The organism is Pseudomonas sp. MB-090624 (assembly GCF_003205245.1).
GTDB classification, from domain to species: Bacteria; Pseudomonadota; Gammaproteobacteria; order Pseudomonadales; family Pseudomonadaceae; genus Aquipseudomonas; species Aquipseudomonas juntendi.
On sequence record NZ_QJRK01000050.1, the window covers coordinates 19,205 to 39,230 of the forward strand.

Annotated in this window: 21 protein-coding genes; 13 read left to right on the top strand and 8 right to left on the bottom strand. The window is 63.0% G+C overall.

Annotated elements, in window-relative coordinates:
- Nucleotides 1–64: 64 nt before the first annotated feature.
- On the top strand, nt 65–1,936 hold the full coding sequence (locus tag DMX12_RS23660; protein WP_110679589.1) for a SurA N-terminal domain-containing protein: 1,872 nt from the start codon (nt 65–67) through the stop codon (nt 1,934–1,936).
- A gap of 68 nt (nt 1,937–2,004) precedes the next feature.
- On the opposite strand, the gene DMX12_RS23665 is transcribed toward DMX12_RS23660, so the two are convergent.
- A complete protein-coding gene (locus tag DMX12_RS23665) occupies nt 2,005–3,045 on the bottom strand; it encodes a patatin-like phospholipase family protein (protein WP_054905356.1) in 1,041 nt (346 codons plus the stop codon).
- A 178-nt stretch (nt 3,046–3,223) separates the two neighbouring features.
- On the opposite strand from DMX12_RS23665, the gene DMX12_RS23670 reads away from it, so the two are divergent.
- The 3 genes from DMX12_RS23670 (at nt 3,224) to DMX12_RS23680 (ending at nt 5,171) form a co-directional block, all read left to right on the top strand.
- Nucleotides 3,224–3,502, top strand: coding sequence for a hypothetical protein (locus DMX12_RS23670; RefSeq protein WP_003259403.1), 279 nt, complete (start codon nt 3,224–3,226; stop codon nt 3,500–3,502).
- 14 nt (nt 3,503–3,516) lie between these two features.
- Nucleotides 3,517–4,296, top strand: coding sequence for a CHAD domain-containing protein (locus DMX12_RS23675; protein WP_110679590.1), 780 nt, complete (start codon nt 3,517–3,519; stop codon nt 4,294–4,296).
- Nucleotides 4,297–4,373: 77 nt separating this feature from the next.
- Nucleotides 4,374–5,171 carry an acyl-CoA thioesterase II gene (locus DMX12_RS23680; RefSeq protein ID WP_110679591.1) on the top strand — a complete coding sequence of 266 codons (798 nt, stop codon included), beginning with the start codon at nt 4,374–4,376 and terminating at the stop codon, nt 5,169–5,171.
- A 23-nt stretch (nt 5,172–5,194) separates the two neighbouring features.
- Here DMX12_RS23680 and DMX12_RS23685 read toward each other — a convergent pair whose 3' ends face one another.
- The 3 genes from DMX12_RS23685 to DMX12_RS23695 form a co-directional block, all read right to left on the bottom strand.
- The gene (locus DMX12_RS23685) at nt 5,195–5,563 is read right to left on the bottom strand and encodes an Mpo1-like protein (protein WP_009683834.1); all 369 of its coding nucleotides are present in this window, start codon (nt 5,561–5,563) and stop codon (nt 5,195–5,197) included.
- 74 nt (nt 5,564–5,637) lie between these two features.
- Nucleotides 5,638–7,116: a methyl-accepting chemotaxis protein gene (locus DMX12_RS23690; protein WP_110679592.1), complete on the bottom strand. Its 1,479-nt coding sequence runs from the start codon at nt 7,114–7,116 to the stop codon at nt 5,638–5,640.
- A 138-nt stretch (nt 7,117–7,254) separates the two neighbouring features.
- A complete protein-coding gene (locus DMX12_RS23695) occupies nt 7,255–8,049 on the bottom strand; it encodes a TatD family hydrolase (protein WP_110679593.1) in 795 nt (264 codons plus the stop codon).
- 153 nt (nt 8,050–8,202) lie between these two features.
- Between DMX12_RS23695 and DMX12_RS23700 the strand changes: the two genes are divergently transcribed.
- The 4 genes from DMX12_RS23700 (at nt 8,203) to greB (ending at nt 11,198) form a co-directional block, all read left to right on the top strand.
- Nucleotides 8,203–9,606, top strand: a complete 1,404-nt coding sequence (locus DMX12_RS23700) for a transglycosylase SLT domain-containing protein (RefSeq protein WP_110679594.1) — start codon at nt 8,203–8,205, stop codon at nt 9,604–9,606.
- 113 nt (nt 9,607–9,719) lie between these two features.
- Nucleotides 9,720–10,157, top strand: coding sequence for a DoxX family protein (locus DMX12_RS23705; RefSeq protein WP_009683838.1), 438 nt, complete (start codon nt 9,720–9,722; stop codon nt 10,155–10,157).
- Between the two features lie 248 nt (nt 10,158–10,405).
- Entirely contained in the window at nt 10,406–10,714 is a 309-nt protein-coding gene (locus DMX12_RS23710; protein ID WP_029884952.1) for a hypothetical protein, read from the top strand.
- A gap of 10 nt (nt 10,715–10,724) precedes the next feature.
- On the top strand, nt 10,725–11,198 hold the full coding sequence (gene greB / locus DMX12_RS23715) for a transcription elongation factor GreB (protein WP_009683840.1): 474 nt from the start codon (nt 10,725–10,727) through the stop codon (nt 11,196–11,198).
- Nucleotides 11,199–11,246: 48 nt separating this feature from the next.
- On the opposite strand, the gene DMX12_RS23720 is transcribed toward greB, so the two are convergent.
- Nucleotides 11,247–13,754, bottom strand: a complete 2,508-nt coding sequence (locus tag DMX12_RS23720) for an ABC transporter permease (protein ID WP_110679595.1) — start codon at nt 13,752–13,754, stop codon at nt 11,247–11,249.
- The gene (locus DMX12_RS23725) at nt 13,754–14,437 is read right to left on the bottom strand and encodes an ABC transporter ATP-binding protein (RefSeq protein WP_054905364.1); all 684 of its coding nucleotides are present in this window, start codon (nt 14,435–14,437) and stop codon (nt 13,754–13,756) included. Before DMX12_RS23725 ends, DMX12_RS23720 begins: the two co-directional genes overlap by 1 nt.
- Nucleotides 14,438–14,447: 10 nt before the next feature.
- On the opposite strand from DMX12_RS23725, the gene DMX12_RS23730 reads away from it, so the two are divergent.
- The 3 genes from DMX12_RS23730 to DMX12_RS23740 all read left to right on the top strand — a co-directional run bounded on the left by DMX12_RS23730 (nt 14,448) and on the right by DMX12_RS23740 (nt 16,493).
- Complete coding sequence (locus DMX12_RS23730) at nt 14,448–15,053, top strand: arylesterase (protein WP_009683844.1); 606 nt, start codon at nt 14,448–14,450, stop codon at nt 15,051–15,053.
- Nucleotides 15,054–15,111: 58 nt separating this feature from the next.
- Nucleotides 15,112–15,402, top strand: a complete 291-nt coding sequence (locus tag DMX12_RS23735; RefSeq protein ID WP_009683845.1) for a hypothetical protein — start codon at nt 15,112–15,114, stop codon at nt 15,400–15,402.
- 113 nt (nt 15,403–15,515) lie between these two features.
- The gene (locus tag DMX12_RS23740; protein WP_009683846.1) at nt 15,516–16,493 is read left to right on the top strand and encodes a L,D-transpeptidase family protein; all 978 of its coding nucleotides are present in this window, start codon (nt 15,516–15,518) and stop codon (nt 16,491–16,493) included.
- Nucleotides 16,494–16,622: 129 nt separating this feature from the next.
- On the opposite strand, the gene oprI is transcribed toward DMX12_RS23740, so the two are convergent.
- Nucleotides 16,623–16,874 carry an outer membrane lipoprotei OprI gene (gene oprI / locus DMX12_RS23745; protein ID WP_003259780.1) on the bottom strand — a complete coding sequence of 84 codons (252 nt, stop codon included), beginning with the start codon at nt 16,872–16,874 and terminating at the stop codon, nt 16,623–16,625.
- Between the two features lie 508 nt (nt 16,875–17,382).
- On the opposite strand from oprI, the gene DMX12_RS23750 reads away from it, so the two are divergent.
- Nucleotides 17,383–17,664, top strand: coding sequence for a GNAT family N-acetyltransferase (locus DMX12_RS23750; RefSeq protein ID WP_009683847.1), 282 nt, complete (start codon nt 17,383–17,385; stop codon nt 17,662–17,664).
- Between the two features lie 49 nt (nt 17,665–17,713).
- Here the strand turns inward: DMX12_RS23750 and DMX12_RS23755 are convergent, their stop codons facing one another.
- Nucleotides 17,714–18,790, bottom strand: coding sequence for a 3-deoxy-7-phosphoheptulonate synthase (locus DMX12_RS23755; RefSeq protein WP_009683848.1), 1,077 nt, complete (start codon nt 18,788–18,790; stop codon nt 17,714–17,716).
- A 232-nt stretch (nt 18,791–19,022) separates the two neighbouring features.
- On the opposite strand from DMX12_RS23755, the gene DMX12_RS23760 reads away from it, so the two are divergent.
- A complete protein-coding gene (locus DMX12_RS23760; RefSeq protein WP_110679596.1) occupies nt 19,023–19,970 on the top strand; it encodes a putative 2-dehydropantoate 2-reductase in 948 nt (315 codons plus the stop codon).
- Nucleotides 19,971–20,026: the final 56 nt, after the last annotated feature.

Sequence of the window (20,026 nt, forward strand, 5' to 3'; positions counted from 1 at the left end):
TATCAGGATTCTACCCACGCTCCGCGGTTGTCGACGCAGTGGTACAGCCGTTTCTGGGGGACGCATGCTGCAAAATATCAGGGACAATTCACAAGGTTGGATTGCCAAGTCCATCATCGGCCTAATCGTCGTATTGATGGCGTTGACCGGTTTCGAAGCCATTTTTCAGGCCGCCACACATAGCCAGGACGCCGCCAAGGTAAACGGCCAGACCATCAGCCAGAACGAGCTGAGCCAGGCGGCCGACATGCAGCGCCGCCAGCTGATGCAACAGTTGGGCAAGGACTTCGACCCAGCGCTGCTGGATGAAAAACTGCTGCGTGAAGAGGCCCTCAAGGGCCTGATCAGCCGCAAGCTCTTGCTGCAGGGGGCTGAAGACGCCAAGTTCGCCTTCTCCGATGCCGCGCTGGATCAGGTGATCCTGCAAACGCCGGAGTTCCAGGTAGACGGTAAATTCAGCGCCGATCGCTTCGACCAGGTCATTCGCCAGATGGGTTATGGCCGCATGCAGTTCCGCGACATGCTGGCCGAGGAAATGCTCATCGGCCAGTTGCGCACCGGCCTGGCCGGCAGCAGCTTCGTCACCGACCAGCAAGTCGATGCCTTCGCCCGCCTCGAGAAGCAGACCCGCGACTTCGCCTCCCTGACCTTCAAGGCCGACCCGGCCGCGGTCAAGGTCAGCGACGCCGAGGTCAAGGCGCACTACGACCAGCACGCCAAGGAGTTCATGTCGCCTGACCAGGTGGTGATCGACTACATCGAGCTGAAAAAGTCTGCCTACTTCGACCAGGTCAAGGTGACCGACGAAGAGCTCAAGGCCCAGTACGAGAAAGAAATCGCCAACCTCGCCGAGCAACGCCACGCGGCGCACATCCTGATCGAAGTGAACGACAAGGTCAGCGATGCACAGGCCAAGGCCCGTGCTGAAGAGATCGAGCAGCGCCTGGCCAAGGGTGAGAACTTTGCCACCCTGGCCAAGGAGTTCTCCCAGGACCCGGGTTCGGCCGGCAACGGTGGTGACCTTGGTTTCGCCGGCCCGGGTGTGTATGACCCGGCCTTCGAAGAGGCGCTGTACAAGCTGCAGGATGGCCAGGTATCGGCGCCGGTGCGTACCCAGTTCGGTTACCACCTGATCAAGCTGTTGGGCGTACAGGCGCCAGAGGTGCCGACCTTCGCCAGCCTGAAGGACAAGCTTACCCGTGACCTGAAGACCCCGCTGGTCGAGCAGCGTTACGTGGATGCCAGCAAGCAGCTGCAGGATGCTGCCTATGAGGCTTCCGACCTGGCCCAGCCGGCCCAGGACCTGAACCTCAAGGTCCACACCTCTGCACCATTCGGTCGCGAAGGCGGCGAAGGCATTACTGCCAACCGTTCGGTGGTGCAGGCTGCGTTTTCCGAAGAAGTACTCGACGAGGGGGCCAACAGTACCGCCATCGAGCTCGACCCGGAAACCACCGTGGTATTGCGCGTCAAGGAGCACCGCAAGCCTGAGCAACTGCCGCTGGAGGCAGTGGCCCAGAATATCCGCCAGCACCTGGCCAAGGAGAAGGCCACGGCCGAACTCAAGGCCAAGGCGGACAAGCTGATCGCCGGCCTGCGCGACGGTTCCATTGCTGCTGGCAGTGTGCATGAGGGCCAGGGCTGGAAAACCCACGAAGCCGTGACCCGCGGTGAGGAAGGCATCGATCCTGAGGAGCTGCAGGCGCTGTTCCGCCTGGCGAAACCGCAAGCCAAGGACAAGCCGGTGTATGGCAGCGTCGTGCTGCGTGACGGTAGCCTGGTGGTGCTGCAGCTCAAGGGCGTCAACGAAGGCACTACCGCCACCGACGAAGAGAAGCAGCAGATTCGCCGCTACCTTGCCTCGCGTGCCGGCCAGCAAGACTTCGCGGCCTACCGCAAGCAGCTGGAAGCCAATGCCGACATCACCCGTTACTGACGTGATCGCTGCATGACGAACGGGCCGCCTAAAGAGCGGCCCGTTCTGTTTCTGCTGCCTGCTCCGGCCTAGCGCTTCACCCCTTCATGATTATCCAGCGTGTCCCGCGCGATCTCGCGCCCCAGGGCAATCAGCTCGGGCGCCTTGTAGAATTCGAAGAACCGGCATACCCGTTTCGGCACGTTGATCAGCACATCCGGCGGATAGCCGGCGATCTTGTACTGTGCCAATGAGGTCTGCATGACCTCGAAACTCTGGTTGATCAAGTCCAGCAGGGAGGCTGGGCCCACGTTGTCGATGATGAACGAACCGGTAGCCGACTTCGGCGCGCCTTCGCGCTCTGGCGCAGCCGCCGGCTGCTGTGTGCCCGGGCTGGCGGCTTCGCTTTGCCATGGGTTGGGCTGTGCCAGCCCTTCAGCGACGATTTCCTGTTCGATGCGGATCAATTCTTCGGCCGGTTTGCGCCGGAACGGCAGGTGTGCGCCCAATGAACTGAGCAAGGCATCGAAGCGCATCTTGAACGCTGCCGGGCGCTCGATCACGGGCAGCTGGTACTGCTTCTGGTTGGTGGCGTTGAGGTTGACCGCGATGATCAGGTCGCAATGGCTGGACACCACCGGCACGATCGGCAGCGGGTTCAGGATACCGCCATCAACCAGCATGCGGTTGCCCTGCATTACCGGTGTAAACAGGCTGGGGATGGCCGCCGAGGCGCGCATGGCCTGGTGCAGGCAGCCCTCCTGAAACCATATCTCCTGCTGGTTGGTCAGGTCGGCGGCAACCGCCGTGTAGGGGATGCGCAGTTGCTCGATATTGATCTCGCCGACGATCTTGCGGATCTGCCCGAATACCTTGTCACCGCGAATGGCGCCCAGGCGAAAGCTGACATCCACCAGGCGCAGCACATCCAGATAATCAAGGCTCTCGATCCAGTTGCGGTACTCGTCCAGCTTGCCGGCGGCATAGATGCCACCGATGACTGCACCCATGGAGCAGCCAGCGATGCAGGCGATATCGTAACCCCGGCGCTCGATTTCCTCGATCACGCCTATGTGCGCATAACCTCGAGCCCCGCCCGAACCCAGTACCAGTGCCACGCGTTTACTCATCAACTTTCCCCGGCCAGTGCCATCATGCCTCTACAATGCACCCATCGTTGCCTCTGCTTCAATGTAGATTGTGTGCAGCTACTGTAGTAAAACCGCTTTGGCAAAGCCGGCCGGGCAGGGCACTTTTGAACTGCCGGGGCGTCGAAATGCCACCGTTTTTTTCCTTGAGGTATCACCGATGAAAGCCTGGATCTGCCTTCCCCTGATTGCTCTGGCCCTTGCCGGCTGCGCAGGCAAGACGGCCTACCGAGAAAGTTGTGCGACCCAGCTGGATGCCGCCTGGAAGGAGCTTGACCTGGCCAAGGCCGAAGGCTTTGCCGGTGCCGTGAGTTATTCCAAGGCTTTGTCGTTGCTCACCGGTGCTAAAACCCAGCAGCAGTTCGAAGGTTATGAAAGCTGCACGCGCAAAGCCGAGAAGGCGCGCTTCTACATTCGTGAGTCCCGCGCCGGGCGTTGATCGAGGAGCGTCCCATGTCTGCCATGCTCGACGCTGTCGTTGCCCAGATACTGGCCTTGCAGGTGCGCCTGCTGGCGTGTCGCGAACGCCTGGCTGCCGATACCGACAGCGAGGCCCTGCATGACCTGCGTATTGCCGTACGGCGGCTGCGCAGCCTGCTGCGGCCACTGAGGGGGCTGCCAGGGGTGGAGCAGCTGGAGGCCGCTGCAAGCGCGCTGGGGGCCCTGACCACGCCCTTGCGTGACCAGGAAGTGCTGGCTGCGCAACTGATCGCTAGCGGTTACACCGAAGCTGGGCAACGCCGCATGCAAGGCCGCGGCAGTGCGTACGCCAGCGTTGCCCGCAGCCAGCAGCTGGCCCGGGTGCTGGCGATTGCAGATGCCTTTCCACTGTTCCTGCGCGCAGCGGGCCGCGAAGGCTTGGCCAAGGCATTGGGCAAACGCGTCGACAAGCGCTTGGTCAAGCAGTGGCACAAACTGCACCACGCCTTGCAGGACCCCAACCACGACCGTCACCGGCTACGTTTGTTGATCAAGCGTGCGCGCTATGGCGACGAGGCCTACCCGCAATTCCAGCATGCCGGCCGGAAACTGCAGCGTCTGCTGAAAAAAGCCCAGGCCGACCTGGGCGACTGGCACGATCGCTTGCAGTGGCTGCTACAGGCGCGCGACCACGCCGACCTGGCACCTTGCCAAGCCGTTTGGCAGCAGCAGCTGCAGGAGGCCGAGCAAAGCGCCGATGTGACCTTGGCCGCGCTGGCCAAGGCCATTGCACGTCGCCAGCCCGGGAAATGACCGAAATGAGGGCTGTTCGTCCCGCGTTAGCTGGCTAGGATGGGCACACCCTTTTCGCTGCACGCAGGAGCCGGTCCATGAATTTCAATCAACTGCTCGACGCCGTGCGGGCCAACCCCGACGCAGTCAGCATTCCGCCGACCTGGGCGCAAGGCCGAGCGGCATTTGGCGGCCTCATGGCGGCCCTTGTTTACGAGGCGATGCGCCTCAAGCTGTGTGACAGCCGCCCAGCGCGCTCTCTGGCCATCACCTTCGTGGCCCCTGCAGCGGCAGACGTACCTATCCGCTTCGAGGTGGAGGTGCTGCGCGAGGGCAAGGCGGTCAGCACCTTGCTTGGCCGCGCGGTACAGGAGGGCCAGGTGGTGACGCTGGTGCAAGGCAGCTTCGGGGCAGGGCGGCCTTCGGTCGTGCAGGTACCGGCGTTACCGGCTACGGAAATGAAGGCGCTCGAAGAGGCGGCTCCGGAGCTGCCCTATATCAAGGGGGTCACGCCGGAATTCATGCGCCATGTGGCCTTGCGCTGGGCCGTGGGCGGGCTGCCGTTCAGTGGTAATCAGTCGAGGAAGATGGGCGGTTGGGTGCGCTTGCGCGATGTCGCCGACGAACGCGCCAACGAGGCGCACCTGCTTGCCTTGGTCGATGCGTGGCCGCCGAGCCTGATGCCGTTCCTGAAGCAACCCGCAGCTGGCAGCACGCTGACCTGGACGATCGAGTTCATTCAGCCTGTGATCACGGTGTCTACCCAGGACTGGTGCCGCTATTGCGTTGAAACCGAATACGCCCGGGATGGCTATGGCCATGCGGCAGCAGCACTGTGGACCGCTCAAGGTCAATTGCTGGCGCTGAGCCGGCAGACTGTCACCGTGTTCGCCTGACAGGCCGGCACAGGGCCATCGGCTCAGCGCCGGTGTTTGTGGCGCTCCCGCCATGCTTTCAGCCAGGCGCCACTGAAAACAAAACGCGGGAAGGTGATGAACTGCTCCGTCAACAGGCGCTGCACGGCATCCTGGCGGTTAGCGAACGGCTCAGGTTGCTGGGCTTCCAGGCGGTGCCCCTGGCGCTGCAGGCCCAAGCCGGCAATCAAGGCAATGATACCCACCGCGATCTGGCTCAGGTCGAGCCCGAACAGGCCCGACAGTACCAGCAGCGCGCCCAGGATGAACAACGGGACGGCAATCAGGTGCAGCACCAGGTTTGTCGGGTGACGGTGGTTATGGTGGTAGCCGCGCCATTGCCAGGCGGGCAGGTTGGGCAGACGTTTACTCATGGGCATTTCCTCATCCAATGCCCAAAGCTTAGTGCTGCCCGCGCAGGGGGGCCAATCGAGGCTGGCTATGGCGGCTATAGCTTGAGCTGGCCGATGGCCTTGTTGAGCGCCCCAGCCAAGGTCGCCAGCTCGCTACTGGTGGTGGCCGAGCCCACCGTCTGTTGCACGGTCTGCTCGGTGACATCACGAATGCTCACCACCGCGCGGTTCATTTCCTCGGCCACCTGGCTTTGTTGCTCGGCTGCCACGGCAATCTGCGTGTTGCTCTCGCGCATCTGCGCCACGGCACCGGTGATCTCGGCCAGGGCTTCACCGGCTTCCTGAGCCTGGCGCACGCAATCATCGGCCTTGTACGAGCTTTCCTGCATGAACTCCACCGCATCGCGGGTACCCGACTGCAGTGCCGAGACCATTGTGGTGATTTCGTCAGTGGAGGTTTGCACGCGCTTGGCCAGGTTGCGCACCTCATCGGCGACCACGGCGAACCCGCGGCCCAGGTCGCCGGCGCGTGCGGCTTCGATGGCGGCGTTGAGCGCAAGCAGGTTGGTTTGTTCGGCGATGCTGTGAATCACATTGACGACCCCGTTGATTTTCTGGCTGTCATCGGCCAACTGGCGAATCATCTCGGCGGTTTGCTGAACACCGCTGGACAGCCCGGAAATCGAATCCTGGACCCGGCTTACCACCTCTTTGCCGCTGCCGGCCAAGGTGTCGGCGGTTTGGGACAGGTCACGGGTAGCGCCGGCATGCTGGGCGATGTGGTGCACGGTTGCCGACATTTGGTTGATGGCGGTGGCCGCCTGGTCGGTCTCGCTTTGCTGGCCAAGCATGCCGTGGCGCACATCGTTCATGCTGGCGGCCAGGCGCGCAGCGCCCGAGTCCAGCTGCGCGGCAGTGTGGGCGACGGTGCTGACGACGCGGTGGTAAGTGGCCTGCATGGCATTGAAGGCACCGGCCATCTGGCCGACCTCATCACCACAGGCCAGTGGCACACGGGCTGCCAGGTCGCCGGTTTTTTCCACGTGCAGCATCACATCCTTGAGGGTATTGAGCTGGCTGAGCAGAAAACGGATGAGCAGTTGCGAGGCAGCGAGCATGGCCAGCATCAGAATCAGGACACACACCGCGTAATTGCTGAAGCGTTCGAAGAACACCTGGCGCAGGCTGGGCGACGGGGCCACTACCGCCATGTACTGATTGCCGCTGTGCACGACCTGTGCGCCGCGCAGCGGGTTGTCGCCCAGCACCCAGGCACTTGGCAGGTCCACCCAGCCCTGGCCGTCGCGCAGGGGCTCGAGCGGTTCACCGGCAAAGGTGGGCGTTTGCCCGGCTGACCAGCTGATCACATTGGCCTGGCGCGGTATTGGCTGCTGGCTAGGCCAGGCAGCCAGCAGCTCGGCTTGCTGCACCGCCTGTACCTGGGCCACCTCGGCGCGGGCGCGTTGCTCCAGGTGCACGGCATACAACACCAGCAGCAAGGTCGTGACAAAGGCCACCGCGTTGACGGCCCAGAATTTGTACTTCAAGGAAACATTGCTAAGCCAGGCACCCATGGGCAGGTCTTCTCTGAGTTGAGCGGAAACAATATTGGCAAGGTGCCATCATTGTGCCAGCTCATGCCAGAGCCGTTGTTGATGTGTATCAAGAAAAAACAATGGTGTTGTTCTCCTGCCTCAACCGGCCCCGTCAGCTCAGATCTGGAAGAACGCCCGTGCCGTGGCCGTGGTGTGCGCTGCCGTGTGTTCGACCGTTTCACCCCGGTGCAAGGCCACTTCATGCAGTACTTGCGGCAAGAAGGCCGGCTCATTGCGGCCGTTCTTGGGTTTGGGGCGCAGGGTGCGGGGCAGCAGATAGGGGGCGTCGCTTTCCAGCATCAGCCGGCCTTCGGCAATGTTGCCCACCAGCGCGTGCAGGTGCGTCCCCCGGCGCTCGTCGCAGATCCAGCCGGTGATACCGATGTGCAGGTCCATGTCGAGGTAGGCGAACAGCGCCTCACGCTCCCCAGTGAAACAATGCACGACCGCCGCGCTCAGGTGGTCGCGGTAATCCTTGAGAATGGCCAGCAAGCGCTCGCTGGCATCGCGCTCATGCAGGAACACCGGCAGGCGTAGCTCAACGGCCAGCGCCAACTGGGCTTCCAGGGCTTTTTCTTGCAGGGGGCGAGGGGAGAAATCACGGTTGAAGTCCAGGCCGCATTCGCCCACAGCACGTACCCGTGCCTCGCTTAGCAGTTGGCGCAGCCGGCCTTCGCTACCGGCCTCCCATGCCTTGGCATCGTGGGGGTGCACGCCGGCAGTGGCAAACAGATGCGCGCCACTGGCGTCGAGTTGCTGGCACAACTCCAGTGCCTGTTCGCTGACTGCCAGGCTGGTGCCCGTCAGCACCATCTGGGTCACCCCGGCTTCGATGGCGCGCTCGACGACGGCCGCCTGCTGGTCGTGGAAGCTGCTGTTGGTCAGGTTGACGCCGATATCGATCAGTTGCATGGTGGTATCTCGTGCCGCGGAGCGGCCAGCATAGCAAAAACCGGGTTTTTCTGAACAAAACCAAGAACTTCATGCTGTGGCCGGGGTCTTTTGCCGTCATTTATCACTTGGCGTGCGACCCTGTATGCCGCCCCCGAATGGATCTTTTTGCGCATGCGATTCTGGCTCACCTTCCTGTTGGCGCTCGGGCTGGTCTTGTCCGGGGCGGCCCTTGCGCAAACCCAAGGGCCGCAACACAACCCTGCGCCTGCCAAGGTTCGCGACTTGCAGCAGATCCGCAGCGGCAAGGTGCTGCGGGTGCTGGTCAACCAAAGCCGCAATAGCTCGGGCGAGGTCAAGGGCGAACCGGTCGGCATCGAGTATTACCGCCTGCGGGCCCTGGAACACTTCCTCAACGCGCGCAGCGACGACGATCAACAGATCGAGCTGCAGCTCATACCGCGGGCCAAGGAGCAATTGCTCGGCGCCCTGGCGCGTGGCGAGGGCGACCTTGCTGCACCGGGCGAGCTGCTGGACCCAGGCACTGTGCGCGGTGTCAGCAGCAGCGCACCGCTACTCGATCAGGTGCCGCTGACACTGGTCGGGCGCAAAGGCGAGCGCAGCTTCAGCAAGCTCGAGCAGCTGTCGGGGCGAACCGTGGCATTGACCAGTGCCAGCGCGGCGGGCCCATTCATCCAGCAGGCCAACCAGCAATTGGCCCTGCGCAAGCGACCGCCGATCAAGGTGGAGTGGGTCGACTCGACATTGGCCGTGGAAGATGTGCTGGAGATGGTCCAGGCCGGCATCTACCACCTGACCGTGGTGGAGCAGCCTATTGCCCGGCGTTGGGCGCGGGTGATGCCGCGCCTGCGCCTGCACAGCGGTGTGCGGCTGGGGCCGCCGCAGGCCATGCGCTGGTATGTCGGGCGTGATGCGCCGCAGCTGCTCGCTGCAGTCGATCGCTTCCTCAAGGGTTACCGGGCGCCAGACAACCAGGATGCCGCGTTCGAGCGGATTTACCGCCGCCAGTATCGGGTGCACAACCCGTTGGCCAGCAAGGACCGCCGGCGTCTGGCAGCGCTGCGGGCCGTGTTGCAGAAGCATGGGCAGGCGCAACAGATCGACTGGCTGAACCTGGCGGCGCTGGCGTTCAAGGAGTCGACACTGAACCCGGCCGCACGCGGCAGCGGTGGCGCCCATGGGCTGATGCAGATCACCCCGGCAGCAGCCCAGCGTGTGGGGGTGAGCAACACGGCCACGGTAGACGGCAACGTGCTGGCCAGCGCGCGCTACCTGGCGCTGATCCGCCGCACGTTTTTCGCCAGCCCCAAAATCAACGAGCGCGAGCGCATGGCGTTCGTGCTTGCTGCCTACAACCTTGGCCCCGAACGCGTTCAAGCCATGCGCGCCGAAGCTCGCCGACGCGGGTTCAATGGCAACCAATGGTTCTTCCAGACCGAGCGTATTGCCATGGAGCAGGTGGGCATGGGGCCGGTGAACTTCGTCAACAGTGTCAACAAGTACTACCTGGCATTCAACCGCGAACGAGCAGCGCTTGAACGTGTAGCCAAGCGATGAAGTATCGATTTATTAGATAACTATGCTGGGTTTTTTGCGATTTTAATATCTTAGAAACTGATTAAGATGGCGTCCATCTCAACATAACTGCATCGCCTCAAGGACGCTTCGCCATGAACAACAACACGCTCAATGCCCTGTTTTCCACCCGTGCCGGCGCTGGCCTGAGCATTATCCGCATACTGGTCGGCATCATCTTCATGGCGCACGGTGCGCAAAAGCTGTTCGGCATGTTTGGCGGCTATGGCCTGGAAGGCACCGGCCAGTGGATGGAAAGCATCGGCCTGGCGCCGGGTTATCTGATGGCCCTGTTGTCCGGTAGTGCCGAGTTCTTCGGCGGGTTGGCCCTGGTGCTGGGGCTGCTGGCGCGCCCGGCGGCACTGGCACTGAGCGTGACCCTGATCGTGGCGATTTTCTCGGTGCACATTGGCAATGGCTTGTTCATGTCCAACAACGGCTACGAGTTTGCCCTGGCGCTGCTCGCCGGTACCGTTGCCGTGATGATCGAAGGTGCCGGGCGCTTCTCGCTGGACCGCCTGATCGCCCGCTGACCCGTTGCAAGCTGTGAGCGACAAGCCGCAAGCAAGGGCAGGCCTTTCCTCGGCCTGCTTCTGCTTGCGGCTTGTCGCTTGCAACTTGAAGCTCATCGCTCTAGCATACCGCCTGCGCCGATTTAAACAGCTACTTGCGGGGCGCAGGAAAGCCCCTTGTGCGGCTCGTCCGAAATACCGCTAAAGCGCTGGTTCGGTGACGCCTCCCACCGCTGCCCAGCGGGATTCGCGAGGCGGAGAGAAGCACCATGAGTTGCCCACGTACCAGTGTCTGTTTGAGCCCTCTGCCTGCACACCAGGCATCCCGCACGCCGCGCATCCTGCTCGGCGGCCAGCATCAGCCCACTCTTTTGCGTCACCTCGAAGGCCTGTCCCGGCGCAAGGGCCACGCACGCGCATTCCTGATCCAGTTCGCCGATGACGCCTGCAATCTTGCGCAGTATGGGCAGGACCGTTTCGACCTTGCGGTCATTCAGTCGCCCGGCCCGCAGGACGCTGCCGAGGTCATCGGCCACCTCACCCGTATCGCGCGCCAGGGCCTGATCACCCGCCGCTGAGGAGCGTTTGTTGAGCACCAACATCATCACCAGCGAAGGCCACGCGGCGCTGAAGAAAGAACTGGACCACCTGTGGCGGGTCTATCGCCCCGAGATCACCCAGAAGGTCGCCTGGGCGGCGTCGCTGGGGGACCGTAGCGAGAATGCCGACTACCAGTACAACAAGAAGCTGCTGCGCGAGATCGACCGCCGGGTGCGGTATTTGCGCAAGCGTCTTGAGGATGTGAAGGTGGTGGCCTATTCGCCCGAGCAGGAAGGCAAGGTGTTTTTCGGCGCCTGGGTCGAGATCGAGAACGACGACGGCGAGACCATGAAGTTTCGCATCGTGGGTTATGACGAAATCTACGGCCGCAATGACTACATCTCGATCGACTCACCCATGGCCCGCGCCTTGCTGAAGAAGCAGGAGGGTGACGAGGTGCTGGTACACACACCTACCGGTGAAGCCACGTGGTATGTGAACAGCATCAGCTACGGCCAGTAAATTGCGGCTGCATGTGCCGGCCCGGACGCCGGGCCGGCACATGCAGCCTCAAGTGTCCCGCAGTACCGCCAAAGGGCTGGCATTGAGCGCCCGCCGCGTGCCTATCACCCCCGCGCCGCCTACCAGCAAAGCCCCTGTCAATGGCAGCAACAGCAACCAGGGGTGCGGCCCCCACTGCAGGTTGAAGGCATAGCGGTAAAGCACCAGGGTGATCAGTTCGCAACCCACGGCCGCCAACAACCCGCTGGCTGCCCCGAGCAGGCCGAACTCGATCCGCCGTGCCCTGACCAGCAGCGGCCTGGGCGCGCCCAGTGCACGCAGCAAGGCGCCTTGGCGAACGCGCTCATCCAGCGTTGCCTGCAAACCGGCGAACAGTACCGCCAGCCCTGCCGCCAGCACGAACAGCAGCACATATTCCACGGCCAGGGTCACCTGGGCGAGGATGCTGCGCAGTTGGTCGAGCAGGGCATCGACCTGCAGGATGGTCACTGCCGGGAACGCACGTGACAGGGTCACTACGTCCAGGTCGTGCCCCGGCGCCAGGTAGAAGCTGGTCAGGTAGGTGGTCGGCAGACCTTGCAGGGTGCCGGGTTGGAAGATCATGTAGAAGTTGGGCTGGAAGCTGTCCCAATGCACACTGCGCAAGCTGCTGACCCTGGCTTGGCGCTGTTGGCCGCCGATATCGAACGTCAGCAGGTCGCCAGTCTGAAGCTTCAGGCTCTTGGCCAGCTCTGCCTCCACCGATACCCCGGGGATTTCGTGTTCGCCGGGCAATGCTTGCCACCAGCTCCCGGCTGTCAATGCATTGCCTTCGGGCAGTTCGGCGGCCCAGGTCAGGCTGAGGTCGCGCTGCACGGCGCGCTCGCCTGCCGAATCCTTGCTGACGATCTGCTGCACCGGTTGTTGGTTGATCTGCACCAGCCGGCCCGGTGTCACCGGGTACAGCGGGGCCGCGACGGCGTTGACCTGCTGCAGGTGCTGAGCGAACGGCTCGCGGTCGTCTGGCAGGATATTCAGGGCGAAATAGTTGGGCGCATCCTTGGGTAGCTGGGCCTGCCAGGTGTCGAGCAATTCTGCCCGCAGCAGGGCGACCAGGGCCATGGCCAGCAGGATCAGGCCGAACGCTAACGCCTGGCCAGCGGCGGCCATGGGGTGGCGCAGCAACTGGCCCAACCCCAGGCGCCAGGTCAGCGGGGCGCCGGCCAGCAAGCGGCGCAGGCTGCGCAAGCCGAGCAGCAGCAGGCCACCGAGCAACAGCGCAGCAACCAGGCCGCCAGCCAGCAGGGCGAAGGTCAGCAGCAGGTCCAGGCTCAGCCGCCACATGATCAGGCCTAGCGCGAACAGGGCTACACCGTAAACCAGCCAACTGCTGGGCGGTATCGGCAACAGGTCGCGGCGCAGTACGCGCAATGGCGGCACCTGGCCCAGCGCCGCGATCGGTGGCAAGGCAAAGCCGGCCAGTGCTACCAGCCCTGTGGCGATGCCGGCCAGGGCCGGTAGTACGCCCCCGGCTGGGACCACGCTGGGAAGCAGGCCGTGAAGTACGCGGAACAGGCCCAGCTGGGCAAGCCAGCCCAGTAGCGCGCCGGCCAGCGCCGCTACTACGCCGAGCATGGCCAGTTGCAGGCAGTACAGGCCAAGGGCCTGCCGGCGCGACAGGCCCAGGCAACGCAGCAGGGCACTGGCGTCCAGGCGCCGTGCAGCGTAGCGGCTGGCCGACAAGGCTACGGCCACGCCGGCCAGCAACACTGCCACCAGGCTGGCCATGTTCAGGTAGCGTTCTGCCTTGCCCAGGGCGCCGCCGATCTGCTGGTTGCCATCGCGGGTATCGCGCAGGCGCTGGTTGGCGGCCAGGCCTTTCTCAATTGCCTGGCGGTACTGCGCCAGTGCTTCGCTGTCGCCACGCCACAGGTCGCGGTAGGTAACCCGGCTGCCGGGCTGGATCACCCCGGTCGCCTGCAGGTCGGCGAGGTTGATCATCACCCGCGGCGTGAGGCTGTAGAAGTTGTTGGCGCGGTCCGGCTCATAGGTCAGTACCCGGCTCATGCGCAAGGTTTTCATGCCGACGTCGATGCTGTCGCCTATCGACAGCCCCAAGGCCGCCAACAGGCGCGGTTCCACCCATGCTTCACCGGGCGCCGGCCCGCCACCCGGGCGTTCAGCACCATATGGGGCCGCGGCGCTGCGCAGCTGCCCACGCAGGGGGTAGGCGCTGTCGGCCGCTTTCACGCTGGACAGCTGGATACCGCTATCGCCGCCGACCACACTGGTGAACTCGACCACCTGAGCGTGGCGCAAGCCCAGTGCCTGGCCGGCCGCAAGTTGTTGTTCTCGGGCCGGGGCGCTGCCTTGCAACACCAGGTCGGCGCCAAGGAATTCGCTGGCGCGCAGTTGCATGGCGCCGTTCAGGCGGGCACCGAAATAGCCGATGGCGGTGCTGGCTGCCACCGCTACCAGCAGGGCGAAGAACAACACCCGCACTTCGCTGGCACGAAGGTCGCGGAGCAACTGGCGCAGGGCCAGGCCGCACAGGCGGGACAGCGGCATGTGTTTCATCAGGCCTCCACCGCTGCCACCAGGCGGCCTGCGTCCAGCCGGATCTGGCGGCGGCAGCGGCGGGCCAGGCGCTCGTCATGGGTAACCAGCACCAGCGTGGTGCCACGCTCCTGGTTCAGCTCGAACAGCAGGTCGCTGATACGTTCGCCGGTGTGGCTGTCCAGGTTGCCGGTGGGTTCATCGGCGAACAACACGGCAGGGTGCGCGGCGAAGGCGCGGGCGATGGCCACCCGTTGTTGCTCGCCCCCGGACAGCTGGCGTGGCGTGTGGCTGAGGCGTGCGCCAAGGCCGACCCGTTCAAGCAAGTTGCGCGCTTGTTCGCGGGCATCGCTGCGCCCGTCAAGCTCCAGCGGCAGCATGACATTCTCCAGGGCGTTGAGGCTGTCCAGCAGTTGGAATGACTGGAACACGAAGCCGACGTGTTCGGCGCGCACCCGGGCGCGCTGGTCTTCATCCAGCGGCCCGAGGTCGTGCCCGGCAAGTATCACTTTGCCAGCGCTGGGTTGGTCCAGGCCGGCGAGCAGGCCAAGCAGCGTCGACTTGCCCGAGCCCGAAGCGCCGACGATGGCCAGGCTGTCACCCTGGGCCAGGTCGAGGGACAGGGCGTGCAGGATGGCGAGGTCACCTTCCGCACTGGGGACCACTTTGCTAAGGTTCTGCGCAACGAGAATGCTGGGGCCCATGGAGAATCCGATGCGAATAAGGTGGCTGAGTGCCGGTCTGGCCCTGTATTGCCTGGCCCAGAGCGCGGCGGCGGGAACGTTGCTGGTGGTTGGCGATAGTATCAGCGCCGGTTTTGGCCTGGATAGCCGCCAGGGGTGGGTCTCTCTGTTGCAGACCCGGCTGGAGAAGGAAGGTTTCGACGCCAAGGTGGTCAATGCGTCGATCAGTGGCGACACCAGTGCGGGTGGCCAGGCGCGCTTGCCTGCGCTGCTTGCAGCGCATAAGCCCAGCCTGGTGGTACTGGAGCTGGGCGGCAACGATGGCCTGCGCGGGCAGCCGCCTGCGCAATTGCAACAAAATCTTGCTTCGATGATCGAGCGCTCGCGGCAGGCTGGCGCCAAAGTGGTGCTGCTGGGCATGCGCCTGCCGCCCAATTATGGTGTGCGCTACACCCGTGCGTTTGCCAACGTGTATGAGCAGTTGGCGGCGGACAAAAAGGTCCCGCTGGTGCCGTTTTTCCTTGAAGGGGTAGGGGGTGTGCCAGAGTTGATGCAGGCTGATGGCATTCATCCGGCCCAGGGTGCCCAGCAGCGCTTGCTGGAAAATGCCTGGCCGGCGATAAAACCCTTGCTGTGATGCTTTAAACGGGGGCAGCTTTCGGCTAATGTTGCGCCCCCCGTTTCGAGTGCCACCGATGCCGCGCCCCGCCTGGTCCCTGTACGCCTACCAATTGATCGAGCCCGATGAGCAGCTTGACCTGTTTGCCTGCCAGGAGGTCCGCGTGCACCTGGTGGCACGGCAGCTCGAGTTGGGTGTGCCGGTAGACCGTACCTTGTGCGGAGGGCTGCTGCCCGCGCAACCGCGCTGGTCGGGGGTGCCGCGCTCGATCTATCGCGATGGCCGCCTGTGCGAACTGTGCCGGGCCATCCTCGATGCCCAGCGGCGGGGCATGCGTCCGGTGTGGCCTGAGCTGCACGGCAGCTGAACGACTCGCACCTTTCATCATCTGAAACGCTTGCCGCTCAGCAATGCCTCCCGCTGGCACCAGTGCAGGTGTACAATCGATTCTCTTGACCCACCTTTCGAAGGATTTACCGGATGTTGCCGCGCTTTCCTGCCGTCACCCGTAGCCTGTCCCTGGCCGCCCTGCTGGTAGCAGGCCCCGCTGCTGCGCTGGAGCTGCCACTGCCACCTCCTGGTGAAGACATCGTCGGCCAGGTGCATGTGATCAAGGCCAAGTACGAGGACACCTTCGCCGATATCGGCACCGCCAACGACCTCGGCTACCTGGAAATGATCGCTGCCAACCCGGGTGTGGACCCGTGGTTGCCGGGCGCCGGCACCGAGATCATCCTGCCCACCCGCTACATCCTGCCACCGGGCCCGCGCGAAGGCGTGGTCATCAACCTGGCCGAGTACCGGTTGTACTACTACCCGAAAGGTCAAAACGTGGTGTACACCTTCCCGCTCGGTATCGGTCGTGAAGGCTGGGGTTCGCCGATCGCCAACACCAAGATCATCGCCAAGACGCCGAACCCGACCTGGACCCCGCCCGCATCCATCCGCAAAGAGCACGCGGCAGACGGCGATATCCTGCCTGCGGTGGTGCCGGCAGGCCCGGACAACCCACTGGGGCCATTCAAGTTCACCTTGGGCGTGCCGGGCTACCTGATCCACGGTTCGAACAAGAAGTTCGGTATCGGCATGCGCACCAGCCACGGTTGCTTCCGCATGCTCAACAACAACGTGTTGGAACTGTCCAAGCTGGTGCCGGTGGGTACGCCGGTGCGCATCATCAACGAGCCTTACAAGTTTGGTATCAGTGGCGGCAAGGTGTACCTCGAGGCACACACCCCGCTGGATGACCAGGGTAATCCGTCGGTAGTCGACAAGCATACCGCTGTCATCAATGCCTTGCTCAAGCGCGAAGACCTGGCCAACAACCTGCGCATGAACTGGGACATGGTGCGTGATGTGGTGGCTGCAGAAGATGGCATGCCGGTAGAAATTGCCGTACCGGTCGAAAACCAGGCAGGCGCACCGGTGGTTTCCAGCATTCCCCCAGAACTGCAGTAAGGCAGTGGCGATACAGGGAGGCCCGCCTTTGTGCGGGCCTTTTCGTAACAGTTGGAAGGCGCGGCAACGAGCAGGCAAAAAAAAGCCGACCCACAAGTGGGTCGGCTTCTTAACAATCCGTAAGGATTATTACTTGCGGCTGGCTTTGTCCAGCATACGCAGAGCGCGCTCGTTGGCTTCGTCAGCGGTCTGCTGAGCCTTCTGAGCGGCTGCCAGTGCGTCGTCAGCCTTACGGTAGGCTTCATCGGCACGGGCTTGAGCGCGAGCAGCTGCGTCTTCAGTCGCAGTCAGACGAGCTTCAGTTTCTTTGGAGACGCTGCTGCAACCGGTAGCCAGAACTGCGGCCAGAGCCAGAGCAGAGAATTTCAGAACGTTGTTCATCGTGTTCCCCTTCAAGGACTTTCTATTAAATAGCCATCTCTCGGAAAAGAGAAACTGGCCGGCGTACATAGTACTCATTACTTGTAGTAAGTAAACTGACTGAGCGCAAGAACTGCAAAAAAAATGTTGCTTGACGTGGCCCCGGCACGCTGTGCGAGCTGGGCGTGATCAACAACCTGCCGTGCTCGCAAGCAAGTGTAGTACAGGAACTTTTTTGTTGAACTAAGGGTGACTTGCACGGTCTTTCGGCGTCTTAAAGCCTAGAGCATCCGGCGGCTGCAGGGTCAACGGCATTAAGTGAAGAGGGTAGCGCCAGGCCCTTTTTAACTGTCGAAACCTTGAGTAAATCCGCATGCCGCGCCTACTATCTTGTGAGCGCCAGAAGACTCGAACGATTGCAATCGTCCAGTGGTCGTATGGGCAACAGGTGGCGTAGAGCATTCTGTGCCGGATTAAACCACCATCGGTTAAGGGAAGGGTCTACCTGAAAGACCTGTGAGGAGTAGTGATGAGCGAATCGTTGACCATCCACCATGACCAGGCCGGTCATCAGTTCGAGACCACCGTGGACGGTCATCGTGCCTACCTGACGTACATGGACCTGGGCAAGCAAACGCTGGATATCTATCGCACCTTCGTGCCTAACGCCCTGCGCGGCCGTGGCATTGCTGCCGCGCTGACCGAGCAGGCCCTGGCTTATGCCGAGCAGATGGGCTACACGGTGATACCGTCGTGCTCATACGTGGAGCGCTACATGGAGCGCCAGCAGCGGCACTCCACCAAGGCCTGAGCCAGGCCATGAGAGCGGGCCATGGTGAGCCCGCTCAATAGGGCGTCAATCAGCCACGCTTGCGCTGCGGCAATACATCTTTCAGCTTGGCACGCATGCTGCGCAGCGTTTTTTCGGTTGCCGACCAGTCGATACAGGCATCGGTAACCGACACGCCGTATTGCAGGTCTTCCAGGTTCTTCGGAATCGACTGGCAGCCCCAGTTCAGGTGGCTTTCGACCATCAGGCCGATGATCGACTGATTGCCTTCGAGAATCTGGTTGGCGACGTTCTCCATCACCAGTGGTTGCAGGGCCGGGTCCTTGTTGGAGTTGGCGTGGCTGCAGTCGACCATGATGTTTGCCTTGATCTTGGCCTTGGCAAGGTCTTGCTCGCACAGCGCAACGCTGACCGAATCGTAGTTGGGTTTGCCATTACCGCCGCGCAGTACCACGTGGCCGTATGGGTTGCCCTTGGTGGTGACGATCGACACGCCGCCTTCCTGGTTGATACCCAGGAAGCGATGTGGCTTGGACACCGACTGCAAGGCGTTAATGGCGACGGTCAGGCCGCCATCGGTGCCGTTCTTGAAACCTACCGCCGATGACAGCCCCGAGGCCATCTCGCGGTGGGTTTGCGATTCGGTGGTACGGGCGCCGATAGCCGACCAACTGATCAGGTCCTGCAGGTATTGCGGGGAGATAGGGTCCAGCGCTTCGGTCGCGGTCGGCAGGCCCATTTCCGCCAAATCCAGCAGCAGCTTGCGGCCGATGTGCAGGCCGTCCTGGATCTTGAACGAGTCATCCAGGTACGGGTCGTTGATCAGGCCTTTCCAACCGACCGTGGTGCGCGGCTTTTCAAAGTACACGCGCATGACCAGGTACAGGGTGTCGGACACCTCTGCGGCCAGCACTTTCAGGCGCTCGGCATATTCGTGAGCGGCCTTGATATCGTGGATGGAGCAAGGGCCGACCACGACGAACAGGCGATGGTCCTTGCCGTCGAGAATATTGCGCACCACTTCACGGCCGGCAGTCACGGTCTGCAGGGCCTTGGCGCTGAGGGGGATTTCCTTCTTGAGCTGATCAGGGGTGATCAGGGTCTCGTTGGAGGCAACGTTCAAGTCATCGATCGGTAAATCAGCCATCGTGTTACTCGTCAGGTCACGGGTGCCGGCCGCCAACAATCCCCGTGCGGCCCAGCAGCAAGAATAATCGCAACGGGGAGCCGAACCTTAGCGCGTTACAAGGGGCGGGACAATGGGCTGAGCCCAGTCATTGTGGGGTTTTTACCTGTACCAAGGGTTGAAGCGCGAATGGCCTGCCCAGCGTTGCCCAACCGGTGTAAAAAGAACGCCTACCTGTTAGCTGGAGATTGGCATGCATTCGCGCGCACTACGTATTGGCATCATTGGCAGTGGCGCCATTGGCGGCTTCTATGGGTTGATGCTGGCCAAGGCCGGTTTCGATGTGCATTTTCTGCTGCGTAGCGAGTACCCGGCGGTATGTGAGCATGGCCTGAGCCTGGACAGTGCCGAGCACGGCACCCTGCAACTGAAGGTGCAAGCCTATGCCAGGGCCGCCGATATGCCGCCCTGTGACTGGTTGTTGATCGGGGCCAAGGCGACCAGCAACGACCACCTGGCCCCGTTGATCGTGCAGGCTGCCGCACCGGGTGCCAAGGTGGTGCTGTTGCAGAACGGCCTGGGGGTCGAGGAGCAGCTGCGCCCGGCACTGCGCAGCGACATGCACCTGCTGGGCGGGCTGTGCTTCATCTGTGTCAACCGGCAGGGGCCAGGGGTGATCCGGCATCAGGCCTTGGGTACCGTGAACCTGGGGTACCACAGCGGGCCTGCCAGCGATGGTGGTACGGCGCTTGTCAGTGAGGGCACAAGCTTGTTCCAGGCGGCGGGCATCGACTCGCACGCCATGCCGAACCTGGCGCTGGCGCGCTGGCAGAAACTGGTGTGGAACGTGCCTTACAACGGGCTCTCGGTATTGCTGGGTGCCAGCACCACTGCATTGATGGGCAACGCCGCCAGCCGTGAACTGGTCCTGGCGCTGATGGCAGAAGTTGTGCAGGGTGCCGCAGCATGCGGCCATGTGCTGCCGGAAGGCTACGCCCAACACCTGTTCCAGGTCACCGAGCGCATGCCTGATTACTGGCCGAGCATGTACCACGACCATGCACACAAGCGCCCATTGGAGTTGCAGGCCATTTATGCCGAGCCGCTGGCGCAGGCGCGGGCGGCTGGCTGCCGCTTGCCGCGCATGGAAATGCTGTATCAGGCGCTGTTGTTCATCGACCAGCACCAAGGCCGGGTCTGAGCGTTTCGAGGGGGGTATTCCCAGCCCGATACAGCTCACCCGTGCAGCGCGCCGGA